At 63.5% G+C, this 16524-nt stretch carries 13 protein-coding genes and 1 riboswitch; of the genes, 7 read left to right on the top strand and 6 right to left on the bottom strand.

The features are described from left to right. Window position 1 precedes the first annotated feature (1 nt). Complete coding sequence (locus ACFOW7_RS15745) at window positions 2-1543, top strand: response regulator (RefSeq protein WP_378166013.1); 1542 nt, start codon at window positions 2-4, stop codon at window positions 1541-1543. A 526-nt stretch (window positions 1544-2069) separates the two neighbouring features. Here the strand turns inward: ACFOW7_RS15745 and ACFOW7_RS15740 are convergent. Both ACFOW7_RS15740 and plsB read right to left on the bottom strand, forming a co-directional pair. Then, on the bottom strand, window positions 2070-2276 hold the full coding sequence (locus ACFOW7_RS15740; RefSeq protein WP_378166011.1) for a hypothetical protein: 207 nt from the start codon (window positions 2274-2276) through the stop codon (window positions 2070-2072). Window positions 2277-2425: 149 nt separating this feature from the next. Then, window positions 2426-4954 carry a glycerol-3-phosphate 1-O-acyltransferase PlsB gene (gene plsB, locus ACFOW7_RS15735; RefSeq protein WP_378166009.1) on the bottom strand — a complete coding sequence of 843 codons (2529 nt, stop codon included), beginning with the start codon at window positions 4952-4954 and terminating at the stop codon, window positions 2426-2428. A gap of 175 nt (window positions 4955-5129) precedes the next feature. On the opposite strand from plsB, the gene ACFOW7_RS15730 reads away from it, so the two are divergent. Then, entirely contained in the window at window positions 5130-6380 is a 1251-nt protein-coding gene (locus ACFOW7_RS15730) for an MFS transporter (protein WP_378166007.1), read from the top strand. Window positions 6381-6421: 41 nt separating this feature from the next. Next, entirely contained in the window at window positions 6422-7180 is a 759-nt protein-coding gene (locus ACFOW7_RS15725; protein WP_378166005.1) for a substrate-binding periplasmic protein, read from the top strand. A gap of 13 nt (window positions 7181-7193) precedes the next feature. Here ACFOW7_RS15725 and ACFOW7_RS15720 read toward each other — a convergent pair whose 3' ends face one another. Together ACFOW7_RS15720 and metF are read right to left on the bottom strand one after the other, a co-directional pair. Continuing rightward, entirely contained in the window at window positions 7194-7811 is a 618-nt protein-coding gene (locus ACFOW7_RS15720; RefSeq protein ID WP_378166003.1) for a hypothetical protein, read from the bottom strand. 141 nt (window positions 7812-7952) lie between these two features. Beyond that, entirely contained in the window at window positions 7953-8780 is an 828-nt protein-coding gene (metF, locus tag ACFOW7_RS15715) for a methylenetetrahydrofolate reductase [NAD(P)H] (protein WP_378166001.1), read from the bottom strand. A 176-nt stretch (window positions 8781-8956) separates the two neighbouring features. On the opposite strand from metF, the gene ACFOW7_RS15710 reads away from it, so the two are divergent. Continuing rightward, window positions 8957-9502 (top strand): hypothetical protein, encoded by a 546-nt coding sequence (locus tag ACFOW7_RS15710; RefSeq protein WP_378165999.1) that lies wholly within the window; start codon window positions 8957-8959, stop codon window positions 9500-9502. Window positions 9503-9509: 7 nt separating this feature from the next. Then, on the top strand, window positions 9510-10052 hold the full coding sequence (locus ACFOW7_RS15705; protein WP_378165996.1) for a hypothetical protein: 543 nt from the start codon (window positions 9510-9512) through the stop codon (window positions 10050-10052). A gap of 118 nt (window positions 10053-10170) precedes the next feature. Here the strand turns inward: ACFOW7_RS15705 and ahcY are convergent, their stop codons facing one another. Next, window positions 10171-11583 (bottom strand): adenosylhomocysteinase, encoded by a 1413-nt coding sequence (gene ahcY / locus ACFOW7_RS15700; protein ID WP_378165994.1) that lies wholly within the window; start codon window positions 11581-11583, stop codon window positions 10171-10173. Between the two features lie 68 nt (window positions 11584-11651). Continuing rightward, window positions 11652-11722, bottom strand: a riboswitch (S-adenosyl-L-homocysteine riboswitch). Window positions 11723-12178: 456 nt separating this feature from the next. Then, the gene (locus tag ACFOW7_RS15695; RefSeq protein WP_378165992.1) at window positions 12179-12415 is read right to left on the bottom strand and encodes a sulfurtransferase TusA family protein; all 237 of its coding nucleotides are present in this window, start codon (window positions 12413-12415) and stop codon (window positions 12179-12181) included. A 125-nt stretch (window positions 12416-12540) separates the two neighbouring features. Here ACFOW7_RS15695 and ACFOW7_RS15690 point away from each other — a divergent pair, with 125 nt between their 5' ends. Together ACFOW7_RS15690 and ACFOW7_RS15685 are read left to right on the top strand one after the other, a co-directional pair. Next, on the top strand, window positions 12541-13485 hold the full coding sequence (locus ACFOW7_RS15690) for a cation diffusion facilitator family transporter (protein ID WP_378165990.1): 945 nt from the start codon (window positions 12541-12543) through the stop codon (window positions 13483-13485). 384 nt (window positions 13486-13869) lie between these two features. Then, window positions 13870-16416, top strand: coding sequence for a sensor domain-containing diguanylate cyclase (locus ACFOW7_RS15685; RefSeq protein WP_378165987.1), 2547 nt, complete (start codon window positions 13870-13872; stop codon window positions 16414-16416). Window positions 16417-16524: the final 108 nt, after the last annotated feature.

Here is a 16524-nt window from a genome sequence, read left to right as displayed (position 1 = left end):
CATGGGACTGCAACTTCACGAACTGCGTGTACTGGTGATCGACGATCTGGCGGTGGTGCGCCAATCGATCAAGGCCATGCTGTTGAGCCTGGGCGTCACCCAGATCGATTTCGCCCCGAGCATCGGCGAGGCGCGCAAACGCATCCAGGTGCAGCGCTACGATCTGGTGCTGTGCGACTACCACCTGGGCGGCGGCGCCAATGGTCAGGATTTCCTCGAAGAGCTGCGTCACAGCGGCATCATGCCGCTGACCACGGCCTTCTTTATGGTGACGGCCGAAGCGGCCTACGAAAAAGTGGTATCGGTCGCCGAAGTCGCGCCCGACGATTATCTGCTCAAGCCCTTCAGCACCCGCGATCTGGTCGAGCGCATCGCGCGGGCGGTCAAGAAGAAACTGGTGCTGGGGCCGCTCTACCAGGCCATCGACGAACAGCGTTTCGAGCAGGCGCTGAGCACCGGCCGCCAGATCATGCAGGAACAACCGGCCTACCGGCTCGACGCCTCACGTTTGCTGGCCCAGTTGCTCAACGATCTGGGACGCGACGATGAGGCGCTGGCGCTGTACCTCGAAGTGGTCGAAGCCAAGGCGGTGCCGTGGGCCCGGCTTGGCATCGCCAGCTGCCACGTCCGCCAGGGCCGCAAGCAGGAAGCGGCGCAGATCTTCGAATCACTGCTCGAACAAAGTCCCAACTATGTGGCGGTCTACGACAAGCTGGCACGCCACTATCTCGATGAGGGCGAGCCGGCCAAGGCGCTGGCGATCATGGAGCGGGCCGTCCAGATCACCCCCAACAGCGTGCTGCGTCTGCAAGCCGCCGGCCAGCTCGCTTTCCGGCTCGGTCAGCGCGATCAGGCCGAAGCGCTGATGAAACGGGCGGTGATCTGCGGCGGCAACTCCAACCAACTCGACCCGCGTGTGCTCTATCAACTGCTGCTGTCGGCCTGCGGCGAAGGCCGCACGCGCGATGCCGAGCAGTATCAGGCCATGCTGGTCGATCAGGTGACGCGGCGTGAAACGCCGCTGCTCAAGTCGCTGATCCTGCTGGCCCACGCCGCCCACGCCGTGCTGATGGGGCGCCACGCCCGCGCCGACGAGATTGCCTCGCTGACCGTGGCAAGCCTGTGTGAAGGCCAGCTCGATTTCGACCTCGCACTCGACCTGTTCGGCCTGCTGGCCCTGCTGCCAGCCGACCATGCGGTCGCGCCGCAATGGATAGAGCGCATCTGCACCCGCTACGCCGCCTCACGCCAGAACGCCGAACAGCTCAAGGTCGCGCTGACCCGTCGTCCCGACTGGTCGGTCCTGGCCGCCGCCACCAGCCAGCGCGTGCTCGAAATCGCCAACACGGCCATGAGCCACGTCGCCAACCAGGAATACGCCTCGGCCGCCCGCTATCTGTACGATTTCGCCCTGGCTACCCGCAACCCCCGGCTGGTACGCAATGCCTACAGCGCCTGCGTCAAGGCGATTGCCGGTGGCATCAAGGACCTCGATCAGATGGCGGCGGTCTTGCGGCCGATGGTGGAGGCACTGGAGGCGTAGTCTGGGCAGGATGATCCATTTATAAAAAATTCCGCAAAAACATTGCAAGCCATACAGCAATACAAGTACAGAAATAATAAAAACAGGAATTATTTTAAGATTTTTAAAGACTGTCCCATCGAAGTTCTTTCTTAGCAATGGCGTCCAAGGCCACAAACCGCAGGGTGGCCACGAAATCGTAGGGTGCGTCAGACCAAAGGTCGTCACGCACCCTGGTGTCCACCCACAGCGCGGCGGGCACTTCGGCGTCGCTAGCAATGCTGGTCGATCGGCCTGAACGGACGCCGGGTGTCCCCACCCTCGGACGCCGAGTTGTTCGGGAATGCACCAACCACCTATGGCCTGTCCGTTTCTGCGAGCGTGAGGTAGGAACACCTCGTGAAAGCGAAAGGCCAGTTCTTCTCTGCCAAAAACCAGAGCGGGCGGGAAACCAAGTTTCCCGCCCGCCCTTTACTAAAAATTCAGGATATTTCTTTGCAAGACTTACAGCTAAATTTGTAAGTTTTATAAATAAAACTGCATTGATCTAATCATCCAGATCACCGTCATGGCCATCGTTGCGCGACCGGAAAGCCACCGGTGGCGGCATCCCATCGAGCAAGGGATCAACGTCCGACCCCTGGCGGTAGGAACGGTCCCGCTTGCGCTCGCGCAGCAGATCGTCAACGAACCAGATCAGCATCATCAGCACGCACAGGGTACCGAGACCCCACAACAGATAGTTGTTATCCATTACCTATTCCTCGATTGATCGTTCACATCGTCAAAGGCTGGGGCATACCGTCCGCTCCAGCCTGGCTGCGGTGTCAGGCACCGCCAGACAAGATAAAACCCCACAGACCCGAAGGAAATGTGGGGTTTCATCCTACCTGATATGCACGCTCAACCCTTACTCTTCTCTGCCAACCGCGCCAGCGCCTGGGCCATGGTAGCCGGCTCAAGACGGGTCAGATGGAGCACGCTCTGCCGCACATCGGGCGGCAGGACGAAGCGGGCTTCGGCCGAGGCATCGCGCAGTTTGCCGTCGAAGACCAGACGGTCCTGCTCGTCGGTGCTGGCCAGTCCGCGCTCCTTCAGCGTCTGGATAAAGGTGCGGAAGATCGCCCGATCGAAGAATTCGGGAGCATTGAATTCACGCAGCAGCGACAGACGCTGTGCCAGCAGATGGCAGACGCCTTCGAGTTGCTGCGGGGTCATCTTGCCCGGCCCTTGCTGGGTCAGCACGGCCAGGGTGATGAAATAGCGCAACAGCGTCGGCCGCACCGCCTCGCCAAACAGCGAGAGCTGGGCGTATTCGTCGCTATTGAGCGCCGGGGCATGGTAGACCCCCTCGCGGCCGTGGCTGGCAAGCCAGCCCAGTTCGCACAGCGCCGCCAGATAATGGTCGAGCGCGCTGTCGAGTTCCTCATCGCACCAGCGCAGGAACAGCTCGGCGCGCAGGAAGGGGTAGACCGTGCGCGCCAGCCGCCCCAACTGTTCCCGACTCAAGGTGGTATTGCGGGCAAACAGGCAGGCGATCAGCGCCGGCAATGCCACGCAATGGAGCACGTTGTTGCGGTTGTAGGTCAGCAGCACCGCCTCTTCGGGATAGAGGTGGATCACATCGCCCAGCGCATGCGGATGGCGCTGCACCAGCTTGAGCCGCTCGACATAGGCCACCATGGCAGCACCGTCGAGTTCGGTCACCCGGGTACGCGCGGTATAAGGCGCGATGGTCAACAGGCGTTTATAGCCATCGAGCTGGCGGGCCAGCTGTTCGGCATCGAGCGCGTGGCGTGGCGTGGCCAGCAGGGCCAGGCTGGCCAGACTCACCGGATTGGCCACCGCCGCGCTGTTGAGGCCATCGGCGATCCGCCGCATCAGCGCTTCGATCGACTGGCTGAACCAGGCCGGCCGCTCGTCGTTGAACGCCGGCTCCGAGCGCCAGCCCGGATGGGCCGCCGACAGCACCTCGGCCAGCCGGATCGGCTCGCCGAAATTGACGTGGACCTTGCCGAAATTCTTTTTCAGTTCCTTGAGCGCCAGCACCAGATCGAACAGCGATTCCTTCTTCTTGGGCTTGCCCATCAGCTCGCCCACGTAGCTGCGGCCCTCGAACAGCTTCTCGTAACCGATATAGACCGGCAGGAACACGATGGGCTTGGTCGAATCGCGCAGATAGCTCTGCACCGTCATCGACAGCATGCCGGCCTTGGGCTGCAACAGCCGGCCCGTGCGGCTGCGGCCGCCTTCGACGAAGTATTCGATCGGGAAACCCTTGGCGATCATCATATGGAGGTATTCATTGAATACCGCCGCATAGAGCTGGTTGCCCTTGAACGAACGCCGCAGGAAGAAGGCGCCGCCGCGGCGCAGGATGCCGCCAACCACCGGCAGGTCCAGATTGGCACCTGCGGCGATATGCGGGACCATCAGGCCCTGCTTGAACACGATGTAGGACAGCAGCAGATAGTCGATATGGCTGCGGTGGCACGGCACATAGATGATTTCGTGATCGGCCGCGACCGAGGTCAAGGCCTCGATATGGCCGACTTCGACGCCGTCGTAGAGCCGGGTCCATAGCCAGGTCAGGAAGCGGTCGAGTACCCGCACCACGGGGTAGGAATAGTCGGCGGCGATTTCCAGCGCATAAGCCCGCGCCTTGTCCTGCGCCTTGACCACGGCGCCGGCCCCACCCTGCCCTGCTTCGAGTTCGATTGCCGCCCGCACCGACGGCGCTTCGAGCAGGCCTTCCACCTGGGTGCGGCGGTGCGACAGGTCGGGACCGATGGCCATTTCGCGCTGCTGCCGGAAATGTACCCGCAGCACCCGGCTGACCTTGCGGATGGCGCGTTCCTCGTCCTCGGTGTCACTGACCAGCTCCTGCAAGGACATCGGCTGACCAAAGCGCAGCAGGGTATTGCGACCATGGAGCAAGATGGTGAAGAACTGCGACAGCGAACCGCGTGGCGCCCAGTCGTCGCTGAACAGCAATTGCCAGATCGAGCTTTCCTTGTCGGGCGAGCGGCCCCACAGGATATTGACCGGAACCAGTTGCACCTCGAATTCACTATGGCCACGGGCGGCGCGCACAAGGCTGGTCAGCAGCGGTGACACGCCCGGCGCCTTGCGGCGGCCGAACCAGGGCTCGGCCCGGTTGAGAAAGAAGAAGGAACGCCGCGCCCGCAGCTTGCCGGCATCGAGCGGCGCCAGCGAGGGAGGCATGCCGAGCTGCTCGGTTTCACGCCCGAGCAGCAGCAGATTGCTGAAGAAACGCCGCTGCATCACATAGCAGACCGGCTTGGCCGGATCGAGTCCCAAGGCGGCCAGATCCTGCGGCAGCACCCGGGTACGGACCCAGATATAGAGCAGTCGTCGAGCCAGCAATAAAAACGGCCGATCAAGGCCGAGGAATTTAAGCATTGTCGTCATGGAAAAATGACCAACCCGCATTCTAAGCGCATTTGCCGTCAAGCCCCCAATTGAGCGCTTGACCTGCTGCCGCAACGAGGATCGGTTTTCGCTATACCCGCCCGGGTCCAGCCCGCGTCAGACAGCCTTCTCGGTAGTCCTACGTCTTGTCCTTCCCCCAGCCGGCGCCGCGATAATGCGGGTTTTGCCCGTCGCCGCCATGCCAGCCTCGCTCGAACCGTTTCTCTCCCCCTATCGCGGTCTGCCGCCGCACGCCTGGATCCAGGCCGTGGCCGGGCTGGTCAACCGGGCAGGCGGGGCGGCCAAGATGTTTCTGCCGCTGTATCTGCGCGAGACGGTCGGTCTGTCGATCGAACAGGTGGGCTGGCTGCTGGCCACTTATGGCGCCGGCCTGCTGCTTGGCGCCTATCTGTTCGGCAGCCTGTCCGACCGGCTGGCGCCACGGCGGGTGATGACGCTGTGTTTCGTCGGCAATGGCCTGAGCCTGCTGCTACTGGCCGGATCGTGGCCGGTGCCACTGGTGGCGGTCTGGCTGGTGCTGTCGGGTCTGTTCGAAGGCGGGATGCGACCGGTCAACCAGCGGCTGCTGCTGGAAAGCTGCGAACCGGCCATCCGGCCACGCGCCCATGGGCTGTACCGGGTGCTGATCAATCTGGGCTGGGCGATTGGCGGGCTGGTATCCGGGCTGGCGGCAGGCTGGGACTATCGGGCGGTCTTTATCGGCGATGGTCTGGCGACCTTTCTGGCGCTGGCGTGGTTCCACTACGGCTACCGGCGCTGGCCCCAGCCCGAAACTGCCGCCACGGCAACCGAAGTGACCGCAGCCCCCAAGGACGGCGGCTCGCCCTGGCGCGATCCGGCGTTTCTGCTGCTGATGGCAAGCTGTCTGGCGCTCGCGATGGCCTATGACCAGATGTACGGCATGTTCGGCACCTTTTTGCGCGAACACTACCGGCTGGCGCCGATCTGGTTCGGTGCGCTGTTTACCCTCAACGGCACGCTGATCGTGCTGTGCCAGGGTCTGGTGTCGAACTGGGTCAGTCGGCTGGGGCTGTGGCGTGCCGCCAGCTGGGGCACGGTACTGATGACCTTCTGCTGGCTGCTGTTGCCGCTGGGCCAGGGCGCGACCACGGCGGTGCTGGTGATGGTGCTGCTGACTATCGGCGAGATGCTCCATTCGCCGGCCGAGATCAGTCTGGTGATGCAATTGTCCGAAGGCCGGGCGCGCGGACGCTATCTGGGAATCTATATGGCGGTATGGGGCGGCCGCACCCTGATCGCCCCGGCCGTGGGCGCCCAGCTCTACAGTCGCTTCGGCCCGACCACCCTGTGGCTGGCCTGCGCCGGCTGTGGCGTGCTGTCGCTGCTGCTGCGGCGGGCGGTGCAGCGGCGGGTGGAATGTGATCGGTCCCATCAAGCGGGCTGAGGCCAGCTAAGCTGAGAACGGATGACCTTGTCGGAGCCGCCATGCAGCAAGTCCTGATTCTCGTCGCCCTAGCAGTCAGCACCGCTAGCTGCGAACTGTCGCTCGCCTTCAACGACGAACCGCTGCTGCCTTATCTGGCGGGCAGCGGTCCCGAGATTCTGCCGCAACAGCCCGGGATCGCCGTCGAGATGGTGCAGCGGGTGGCCGCCGATCTGGGCTGCACCATTCGCTATTACCGGATGCCCAACCGCCGCGTCCTGGCCGAAACCCAGTCCGGTCGCTACGACGGCGCCTTTATGTATTCCTATAACGCCGAGCGGGCGGTCCATCTGGCTTATCCCGAAATCGATGGCCATCCCGACCCGAGCCGGCGGATGACCTCGCTGTCCTACTACGCCTACCGCCGTCAGGGCAGCGAGGTCAATTGGGACGGCAAACGCTTCAGCCAACTGAACGGTTCGGTCGGGGTGAACCTGGGCTGGTCGGTCGGCAACGATCTGCGCAATCTCGGCATTCCCATCGAAGAAGCCCTTTCGACCAAACAGAACTTCGACAAGCTGCGCGCCGGCCGCATCGGCGCCTACGCCACCCAGGACCTGGCCGGCGATTCGGCACTGCGCAACCTTGGCTACAAGGATATCGAGCGGCTGCCGCTGCCGATCTCGACCAAAGACTACTATCTGGTGTTCAACCGCGACTTCTACCATCGCAATCGACCGATCGTGGAACGCTTCTGGAAACGGCTGGGCGCCGTGCGCGATGAAGTGCTGCGCCAGACAGCGCCGCGCTACACCGAGTAGCGCGGCCGACCGGTCAGCGCTCGGTCGAGTCTTCGCGATTCAAGGTCAACTGCGCCTTCTGTTCGGCGTTCTTGCCGTTCCAGATGGCCTCGCCTGCAGCCTGGGCCTTGGCGATGGCGCCTTCGTTGGCACGATAGAAGTTGTCGGCGTCGGCGTTTCTCAGCACCACCACCGATTCGCGCTTCCAAACTTCGAATTTCGGATTGTTGAAGTTGTAGTCGGAATCACCCTGATTGCGCAGCGGCCGCAGTTGCCGACCATTGCCGTAGACGAAGCGCAGCAGCACGTAATAACGCTTGCCGGCTTCCACCTCGGCATCGAGAAAATGGGCCGGTGCCAACATACCTTGCGACATGAAGCGATGGCGGCCCGGCGCGACCTCATGGACCAGACGGGTCTTGGCGGCGCTGACGCCGAGAAACTCGCGCTGGCCGGCCTTGATTTCGTACAGCGTGGTCGGCAAGCCGTCATGGATCGCCTGACCCGGATTGATAAACACGATCTGCGCTCGATCAGCGGCAGGCGCCGGCAGCGTCTGGACCGGAGCGACGCTATGGAACTTGGGCATGGCGCAGCCGCTTAGGACGGCGGCGAGCACAACGCCCGCCAGCAGGGATCGATAAGACTTCATCACGATGATTTTCCGTTAATGGCCTGAAAGACAGCCGGCCGGCGATGACGACGCTAGGCCAGCCGAATGCGAAAAAAGCGGCATTCTACGGAAAACCGTGCGGCGCCGAATCCGTGCTCGGCACCGATCCGACAAAAGGCGCTACAGACCCAGCCGCTGCCAGATCGTGGACACTGCGCCCGCTGAATTGAGGGTATAGAAATGCAGGCCCGGCGCACCGCCGTCGAGCAGCTTGCGGCACAGGTCCGTCACCACATCGAGGCCCAGCGCCCGGATCGAGGCCACATCGTCGCCGTAGCTTTGCAGCTTCAGGCGCAGCCAACGTGGAATCTCGGCGCCGCAGGTGTCGGAGAAGCGGGCGAGCTGGGTGAAGTTGTTGATCGGCATAATGCCGGGCACCACGGGGACGCTGACACCGCGCGCCGTCACCTCGTCGACAAAGGCGAAGTAGGCATCGGGGTTGAAGAAATACTGGGTAATCGCCGAACTGGCGCCGGCTTCGACCTTCTGCACGAAATGCTTGAGATCGTCGTGGGCGCTGCGGGCCTGCGGGTGGTATTCGGGGTAGGCCGCCACTTCGATATGGAACCAGTCGCCGAACTCGCGCCGGATGAATTCGACCAGCTCATTGGCATAGCGGAATTCGCCGACTTCGACCATCCCCGACGGAATATCGCCGCGCAGCGCCACGATGCGGCGGATGCCGTTTTCACGGTAGAGCGACAGCAGATGGTGGATATTCTGGCGGGTCGAGCCGATGCAGGACAGATGGGGAGCGGCTTCAAAGCCTTCCTGACGGATTTCGCGCACCGTATCGAGCGTGCCCTGCTGGGTGGTGCCGCCGGCGCCGAAGGTGACGGAGAAGAAGGCCGGGCGGAACTGGCCGAGCTGACGGCGGGTATTGCGCAGTTTTTCGACGCCCTCGGGGGTCTTGGGCGGGAAGAACTCGAAGCTATAGGTGGGAGTCATGATCGGGCAGACCGGAAGACGATTGCGTGTCCGATGGTACCACCCAGCTGAACCGCCGCCTTATCAGTTTTACGCATGCGGCGATGAATGGCATTCAAGTCGATGCCATCAGCATTCCCGGCACGGGGTAAGCCTTGCTAAGATAGAGCATTCCGCGTTCTCCTTGGCGACCACCGATGCGTGCCTCCCTGATTGCCCTGTTGCTCGGTCTTTCCACCGCTGCCCATGCAGGCGCGCCCGCCATCCCGACAGGCGATCTGGCTGCGCTGCTCAAGGTGCGGACCCTGCGCCATATCTCCTTCGAAGCCCTGCAAGCCTGTGCCAGTTTCAACGAGCCCGGCACCCTCGAAGCCCTCACTCAATACAGCAATATCTGGATGGCCCGTTATGCCGTGCTGGCCCGCCGGCTCGACCTGCTTTACATGGGCCTGCCGACCGAGCTGACCGGGCCGTATGAACAGTCCTACCGTAAACGCTGGAGTGTCGGCGATTCGGCGCTCGATACGCTGACCCGGATGAAGCAGTCCGAGCGCAACGATGCCTGTAAGGCGGTGGTGCAACGGCTGCTGCCCAGCATTGCCGACCCCGAAGCCATCCTGACCAGCCATCGCAGCTCGCTTGCCCGCATCATGTCGATTACCGATACCGATGTGCAGCGACTGACCCAGCAGCTCTATACCGACCCCGACGTCCGCAATGCCGTCGCCCGGCTGATCAACTGAGCGGCCGATGGCGATGCGTTTTCTGGCCTTGCTCTGGAGTCTGGCGCTACCGGTCGCCGCCGCACCGCTCAGCGGCAGCGATGTCGAAGCCGTCCTGACCGTGCGTTTCGTGCGCGAACTGGCACAGGAAAGCGCCGCTGCCTGCCGCCAGCATGGCGAGCCGGGTGGCGCAGTCGCCCAGGCGCGGCTCGATAATGCCTGGCAAGGTCCGCTGCTGGGGCTGGGACAGCGGCTTGACCGCATCCAGGCTTCACTGCCGCGCGCCTATCTCGATGGGGCGCTGCAAGTGCAGCGGCAACGTCTGCATATCACCCGCTCCACCGCCGAAGAACTGGCCGCCCAGTCACCGGCCCGGCGCAAACTGCTCTGTGATGCCCTGCCCGGCGGACTGGTCAGCATCGCCATCGACCCCGAACCGCTGCTTCAGCAACGCGGCAGCAGCAGTGTCCGTCTGCTGACGGCCAGCGACGACGATCTGGCCGAACTGGCCCAGCGCAGCGCCCGCAATCTGTCCCGCCTCACTGCACCGCCGCCGGGCGCCACTCGGTAAGTTTCCGGCGCACCGCTCGCCGGACACCTCCTGCTGCCAGGACCAGCCAGCCCTGTAAGCCGGCTTCCCCAAGAAAAAACCCCGCCAAGGCGGGGTTTTTCGATTGCAGCGGGCTGACTCAGTAGCGGTAGTGATCGGGCTTGAACGGGCCGTTCTTGTCGAGGCTGAGGTAAGCCGCCTGCTGGTCGGTCAGCGTGGTGAGCTGGGCACCGATCTGCTTGAGGTGCAGACGGGCGACCTTCTCGTCCAGATGCTTGGGCAGCACATAGACCTGCTTCTCGTACTTGGCGCCGTGTTGGAACAGTTCGATCTGGGCCAGCACCTGGTTGGTGAAGGAGTTGGACATCACGAAGCTCGGGTGGCCGGTGGCACAGCCGAGGTTCACCAGACGACCTTCGGCCAGCAGGATGATGCGCTTGCCGTCGGGGAACACGATATGGTCGACCTGCGGCTTGATGTTTTCCCACTGGTACTGGCGCAGTGCCGCGACTTCGATCTCGCTGTCGAAGTGACCGATATTGCAGACGATGGCGTTGTGCTTCATCGCCTTCATATGGTCATGGTTGATCACCGACATATTGCCCGTGGCGGTCACGAAGATATCGGCCTGCGGTGCGGCCTGTTCCATGGTGACGACGCGGTAGCCTTCCATCGCGGCTTGCAGGGCGCAGATCGGGTCGATTTCCGTGACCCAGACAGTGGCACCAAGGCCACGCAGGCTCTGGGCGCAGCCCTTGCCCACGTCGCCGTAGCCAGCCACCACGGCGATCTTGCCGGCGATCATCACATCGGTGGCGCGCTTGATGCCGTCAACCAGGCTTTCGCGGCAGCCGTACAGATTGTCGAACTTGGACTTGGTGACCGAGTCGTTGACGTTGATGGCCGGGAACGGCAGACGGCCTTCCTTGGCCATCTGATAGAGGCGCTTCACGCCGGTGGTGGTTTCCTCGGTCACGCCCTGAATGGCGGCCAGACGCTTGGAATACCACTGCGGGTCGATCTCCAGATAGCGGGCGATCGAGGCATACAGCGCCACTTCCTCTTCGTTGGTGGGCTTGGCGAGCACGCTGCGATCCTGTTCGGCCTTGCTGCCCAGGATCAGCAGCAAGGTGGCGTCGCCGCCGTCGTCGAGGATCATGTTGGCGTTCTGACCTTCGGGCCATTCGAAGATCTTGTGGCTGAATTCCCAGTATTCGTCGAGCGATTCGCCCTTGAAGGCAAACACCGGGGTGCCGGTGGCGGCGATGGCGGCGGCGGCGTGGTCCTGGGTCGAGAAAATATTGCACGAAGCCCAGCGCACTTCGGCACCAAGCGCCTTGAGGCTCTCGATCAGCACGGCGGTCTGGATCGTCATATGGAGCGAACCGGCAATCCGGGCGCCACGCAGCGGCTGGCTGGCGGCGAACTCTTCGCGCACGGCCATCAGACCGGGCATCTCGGTCTCGGCGATATTGAGTTCCTTGCGCCCCCAGTCGGCCAGGGAGATGTCGGCAACGCGGTAATCGGTGAATTGGTCAGCCACAGCGTTCATGATGGTCCTCGAAACGTGTGGCCGGGCGGGATGCGATCTCACCTGCATCCCGTGCCCGGCACGGGTTGGTCAGGTGAGCGCCGTTGAAGAAAGGTCCGAGCCTGGGACAGCTTCGCGTCTCGCAGCGCTCCTCGGAACAAGGCCGCCATTGTAGCGACAAGCCCGCCTGCAAAAAAGCCGCCCGCTTCGATCGGCGGACGAGCGGCAAGGCGGTTCTACCTGGCTTGCGGGTCAGGGCCAACCAGCCGGAAAGCCGGACATTGCCGGGCACCAGACAGACACGGCCCCACCCGCTTTCGACTCAGCCTCCAAGCCCCAGTGTGAAACAGGCAGCAGGCCATAACCCGGCGTCCGCCGGCCCACGAGCCGGCGTGAGAAAAGCCACCACTGTCGGAACCCTGCCTGGCGGCCGATATCCCGGACGATCCGTGGTGGCTTGGCGGCAAGGCTGACGGGTTCTTGGTGGAGAAGCGCTTGCTGACGGCGGCAGTTGCGGCAAGGGCCGGAGCCGGCTATTCAGGCTTCCGGCAATATAATTTATTTTCTTTCAATTTCGACAACAGGTCTTGCGGCTATTTGTCACGAAATTTTTATTTCAGCGCCGTTGCAGCCAGAACAGGAATTTGCCGTCGGCCTGTTCCTGATGGAGCAGACTATGGCCGGTCTGTTCGCAGAAAGCGGCGAAATCGCTCGGGGTGCCGGGGTCGGTGCAGATCAGATGGAGCACCGTTCCCGAGGGCAGATCGGCCAGCGCCTTCTTGGCGCGCAGGATGGGCAACGGGCAGTTGAGGCCGGACAGATCGACGCTGAGCTGGGCTTGCGGAGCGGTCATAAGAAGCGGTTCCAATCCATGGACGGGCCGTCATTGTACTGGCGGCGGACTGGCTCGTGTCGGCTTGGCAGGTGACAACTGGGCGACCACAATAGGGATTCGCCCCGCGCACAAGGATCGACCCGATGGAAGCCGAGTCGTCGCGAGCTGCCGACCCCGATTCCCACCATCATCACGAAACCCCACCCCCGGCCAGCCGACGCCGACTGGTGGGCACCTTGCTGTTGACTGCGGGCTACGCCGTGATCGAAATCGGCGGCGGCTTATGGAGCGGCTCGCTGGCGCTGCTGTCCGACGCCGGCCATATGCTGACCGACGCCGCTGCGCTCGGCATCGCGCTCTATGCCCAGCGGGTCGCCCACCGTCCGGCCTCGGCCCATCATTCCTATGGTTATGCCCGGGCCGAGATTCTGGGAGCGCTGCTCAATAGTCTGTTCATGCTGGCCCTGGTTGGCTGGATCACGGTTGAAGCGCTGATGCGGCTGTTCTCGCCCGGCAAGGTGGACGGCATCGGGGTGATGGCGATTGCCGCCATCGGCCTGCTGGTCAATCTGGGCGCCGCCTGGCTGCTCTCGGGCGACAGCCACAATATGAACAGCCGCGCGGCGCTGCTCCATGTGCTGGGCGATCTGCTGGCCTCGGTGGCCGCCATCGTGGCGGGGGCGGTGATCTGGTTGACCGGCTGGCAGCCGATCGACCCTTTGCTGTCCTTGTTGGTCGCCGGACTGATTCTGCGCTCGACCTGGACGCTGGTGCGGCAGTCCAGCCATATGCTGCTTGAAGGGGTGCCGGCCCATGTCGATCTGGCGGCACTGTCCGAGCGGCTGGCTGCCCAGACCGGCGTGGTGGCGGTACACGATCTGCATGTCTGGCATATCGGGCCGGAACAGGTGGCCCTGTCGGCCCATCTGGCCATCAACGAACCCGAACAGTGGCCGCGTCTGCTGGCTACGCTACAGGCGATGCTGGCCAAGGACTACGCCATCGACCACGTCACCCTGCAACCCAACTGGCCGCTGCCACCCCCCGGTCATCCGGCCACACCGCGTCCTGATGGCGTCGAGCGCTAGCTCGGCGGTTTCCCCGAAGGATGCAGCCGACAGGCCAGCACGGTTTGCGGCCTCACCGATCTTTTCAGGGCCACAGCGTGTCCGGACCGACCATCCATCAACAGAGCAGCCTACTACGGAAGGATCACTTAGCGTCCGGGCCGGATCCCAACCGGACCCAGCAGCGCTATTTCCGGCTCGTCCACCCCTTCAGTGAGCAGCCAGGCTATGAGTGCGCAGCCGTGGCCCGCCCTCCCGCGCTGCCGCATTGCATTTGCCGCTTTCGGTGCTTAAAAAGGTAGGGTGCCGTTTTTCCCTGCGTCCTGGCCGGGATGATCCCCTGCCCCTGTTCTGAGCCGGATCGTATCCCGCCCTTACGACCTCCTTCCCAGAGAATGTAGCAAGATGCCGGTACGTCCCACCCCACCTCGTCTCAGCATGGTGTTCTGGCTCAGCCTGAGCGCTGCCTTTGCTGTGCTGGTGACGTCAGCGCTGCTGGGGACGGTGATCAGTCTGTATGTCGAGCGCTATGCGCGCGAACAGGCCGGCAACAATCTGATCCAGCTTGGCTGGCAGATGAGCGAAGCGCTCGACCAGGGTATGGCCGAGCGCTACGAGGATATCGAGACCCTGGCCCAGGTGGCCCGCGACGCCGAACCGGCCGCCATCCGCCCGCTGCTTGAGCAGTTGCACGACAGTTTTCCCCATTACGCCTGGATCGGCTTTGCCGCCCCCGACGGCCGGGTACTGGCCGCCAACGGCGGGCTGCTCGAAGGCGCCGATGTATCGAGCCGCCCCTGGCATAAGGCGGGGCTGGTGCGCAATTTCGTCGGCGATGTCCATCCGGCCGTATTACTGGCCAAGAAACTGCCGAGCCAGACCGAGCCTTGGCGCTTTGTCGATGTGGCGATACCGCTGCGCAGCAGTCAGGGCGAGCTGCGCGGGGTACTTGGCGCCCATCTGAGCTGGAACTGGGCGGGCGATGTCAGTCGTGAACTGGTCGAGCCCGCCCTGCGCGAACATGGGGCGCAAGCGCTGGTGCTGCGTGCGGACGGCACCGTACTGCTCGGTCCGGGCGCCGAAAGTGAACAGCGGCTGCCGCTGCCTGATACCGTCCGCGCCCGCCAACGCACGGTCACGCGCGAAATCGACGGCCAGGGCCGTGCGATGCTGACTGCCTATATGCCCACCCGTGGCCACGGCCGCTATCCGGGTCTTGGCTGGATTGTCATGGTGCGCCAGTCCGAAGCGATTGCGCTGGCCGATTTCCATAACGTCCGCCGCCAGGCCCTGGCCGCCGGGCTGGTCGCCATCTTGCTGATCGCCGGTGGGGCGGTGCTGGGCGGGCGGCGGCTGGCCCGGCCGCTCGACCGGCTTACCGCCGCCATCGTCCGCCATCAGGCAGGCCAGCGTGACCCGCCGATTCCTTATTGCGACGACTACCGAGAAGTCCATCTGCTGTCGCGCGCCCTGATCGATCTCGATCTGCGCGAGCGGCAGCAGAGTGAATCGCTCAATGCCCTCAATGCCGATCTGGAACGGCGCATCGACGACCGCACCACGGCACTGGCCGAGGCCAATCGCCAGCTCGAACAGTCGATGGCCCATCAGTTCGCTGTCCATGACCGACTGCTGGAAAGCCAGCGTGAACTGCGCGATATCCTGCAAAACGCCTTCGAAGCCTATATCTGCCTTGATGAACAGGGTTGTGTGCGCGAATGGAACCGGCAGGCGGAACGCACCTTCGGCTGGACCCGCGAGGAAGCGCTCAATCAGCCGATCTTCGGGCTGATCCTGCCGCCGCGCTACCGTGATCGCTATCGGGCCGGACTGGCCCAGTTCCTGAGCAGCGGCAGTGCGCCGATGCTCAACCAGCGCACCGAACTCGCCGCGCTGCATAAAGATGGCCATGAGTTGTCGGCCGAATTGACCATCAACGCCCAGCAGACCTCGCGCGGTTTCCTGTTCCATGCCTTCTTGCACGATATCGGGCCGCGCAAGGCGGCCGAGCAGGCGCTACAGCGCAGTCGGCAGCAGCTCCAGACCATCGCCGACAGTCTGCCGGCCCTGGTAGCCCAGTTCGACCGGAGCCTGCGCTTCACCTTCGCCAATGCCGCCTACGGCCGCCGCTTCGGCATCGATGCCGCCACCCTGCCCGGCCGCAGCCTGGAAAACCTGCTCGACGCGAGCCAACTCGACCAGGTGCGCCCGCATGCCGAACGGGCGCTGACTGGCCGCGCCGTGGTGTTCGAACAGGAACTGCGCGATGGGGAAGGCCGGCTGCGCTATTTTCTGGTCAACTATCTGCCGCAATATGACCTCGATGGCATGGTGTGTGGCTTCTATGCCATGGAACAGGACATTACCGAGCGCAAACAGCTCGAGCTGCAACTGGCGCGTGAAGCCACCGAAGACCCGCTGACCGGCCTGCCCAACCGGCGCGCCCTGATGGCGCGGCTCGACGAGGCGGTCCAGCGCTACCACCGTCAGCACCATGGCCTGGGTCTGCTGTTCCTTGATCTCGACCGCTTTAAATCGATCAACGATGAATGGGGCCACGATATCGGCGATGAGATGATCCGCCAGTTCGGCACCCGTATCCGCGCTTCGGTACGGATTACTGACACGGTCGCTCGGCTTGCCGGCGACGAATTTGTGGTGATTCTGGAAAACCTCCATCAACCGGTCCACGACGGCGCCCTGGTCGCCGGCAAGATCCTGGCGGCGATGGAGCAGCCCTTCGAACTCAGCACCGTCACCCTGACCCGTACCGCCAGCATCGGCGCCGCCGTCACCGGCCCGGGCCGGCGCATCCGTGCCGAACAGTTGCTTGCCACGGCCGACGGCGCCATGTATCGCGCCAAGCAGGGCGGTCGCAACAACTATGTGGTGCAGGAAATGGAAAACGAACCTGACACGGCTGTGCGCAGTCCTGAGCAGGCATCCACCTGAGGGGGACAGTGCATCGATTCTCTTTATGACTGGCGTCAATCTGATTTCAGGCTGGAGGCGGGAATGCGCCATTTCCAGCTTCCTTCCATCGATCCCTCACCAGCTACA

The organism is Chitinimonas lacunae, assembly GCF_042650885.1.
Classification (GTDB): domain Bacteria; phylum Pseudomonadota; class Gammaproteobacteria; order Burkholderiales; family Chitinimonadaceae; genus Chitinimonas_A; species Chitinimonas_A lacunae.
Note: the sequence above shows the minus strand (reverse complement) of the source record. Positions and strands in the feature narration are given on the sequence as shown.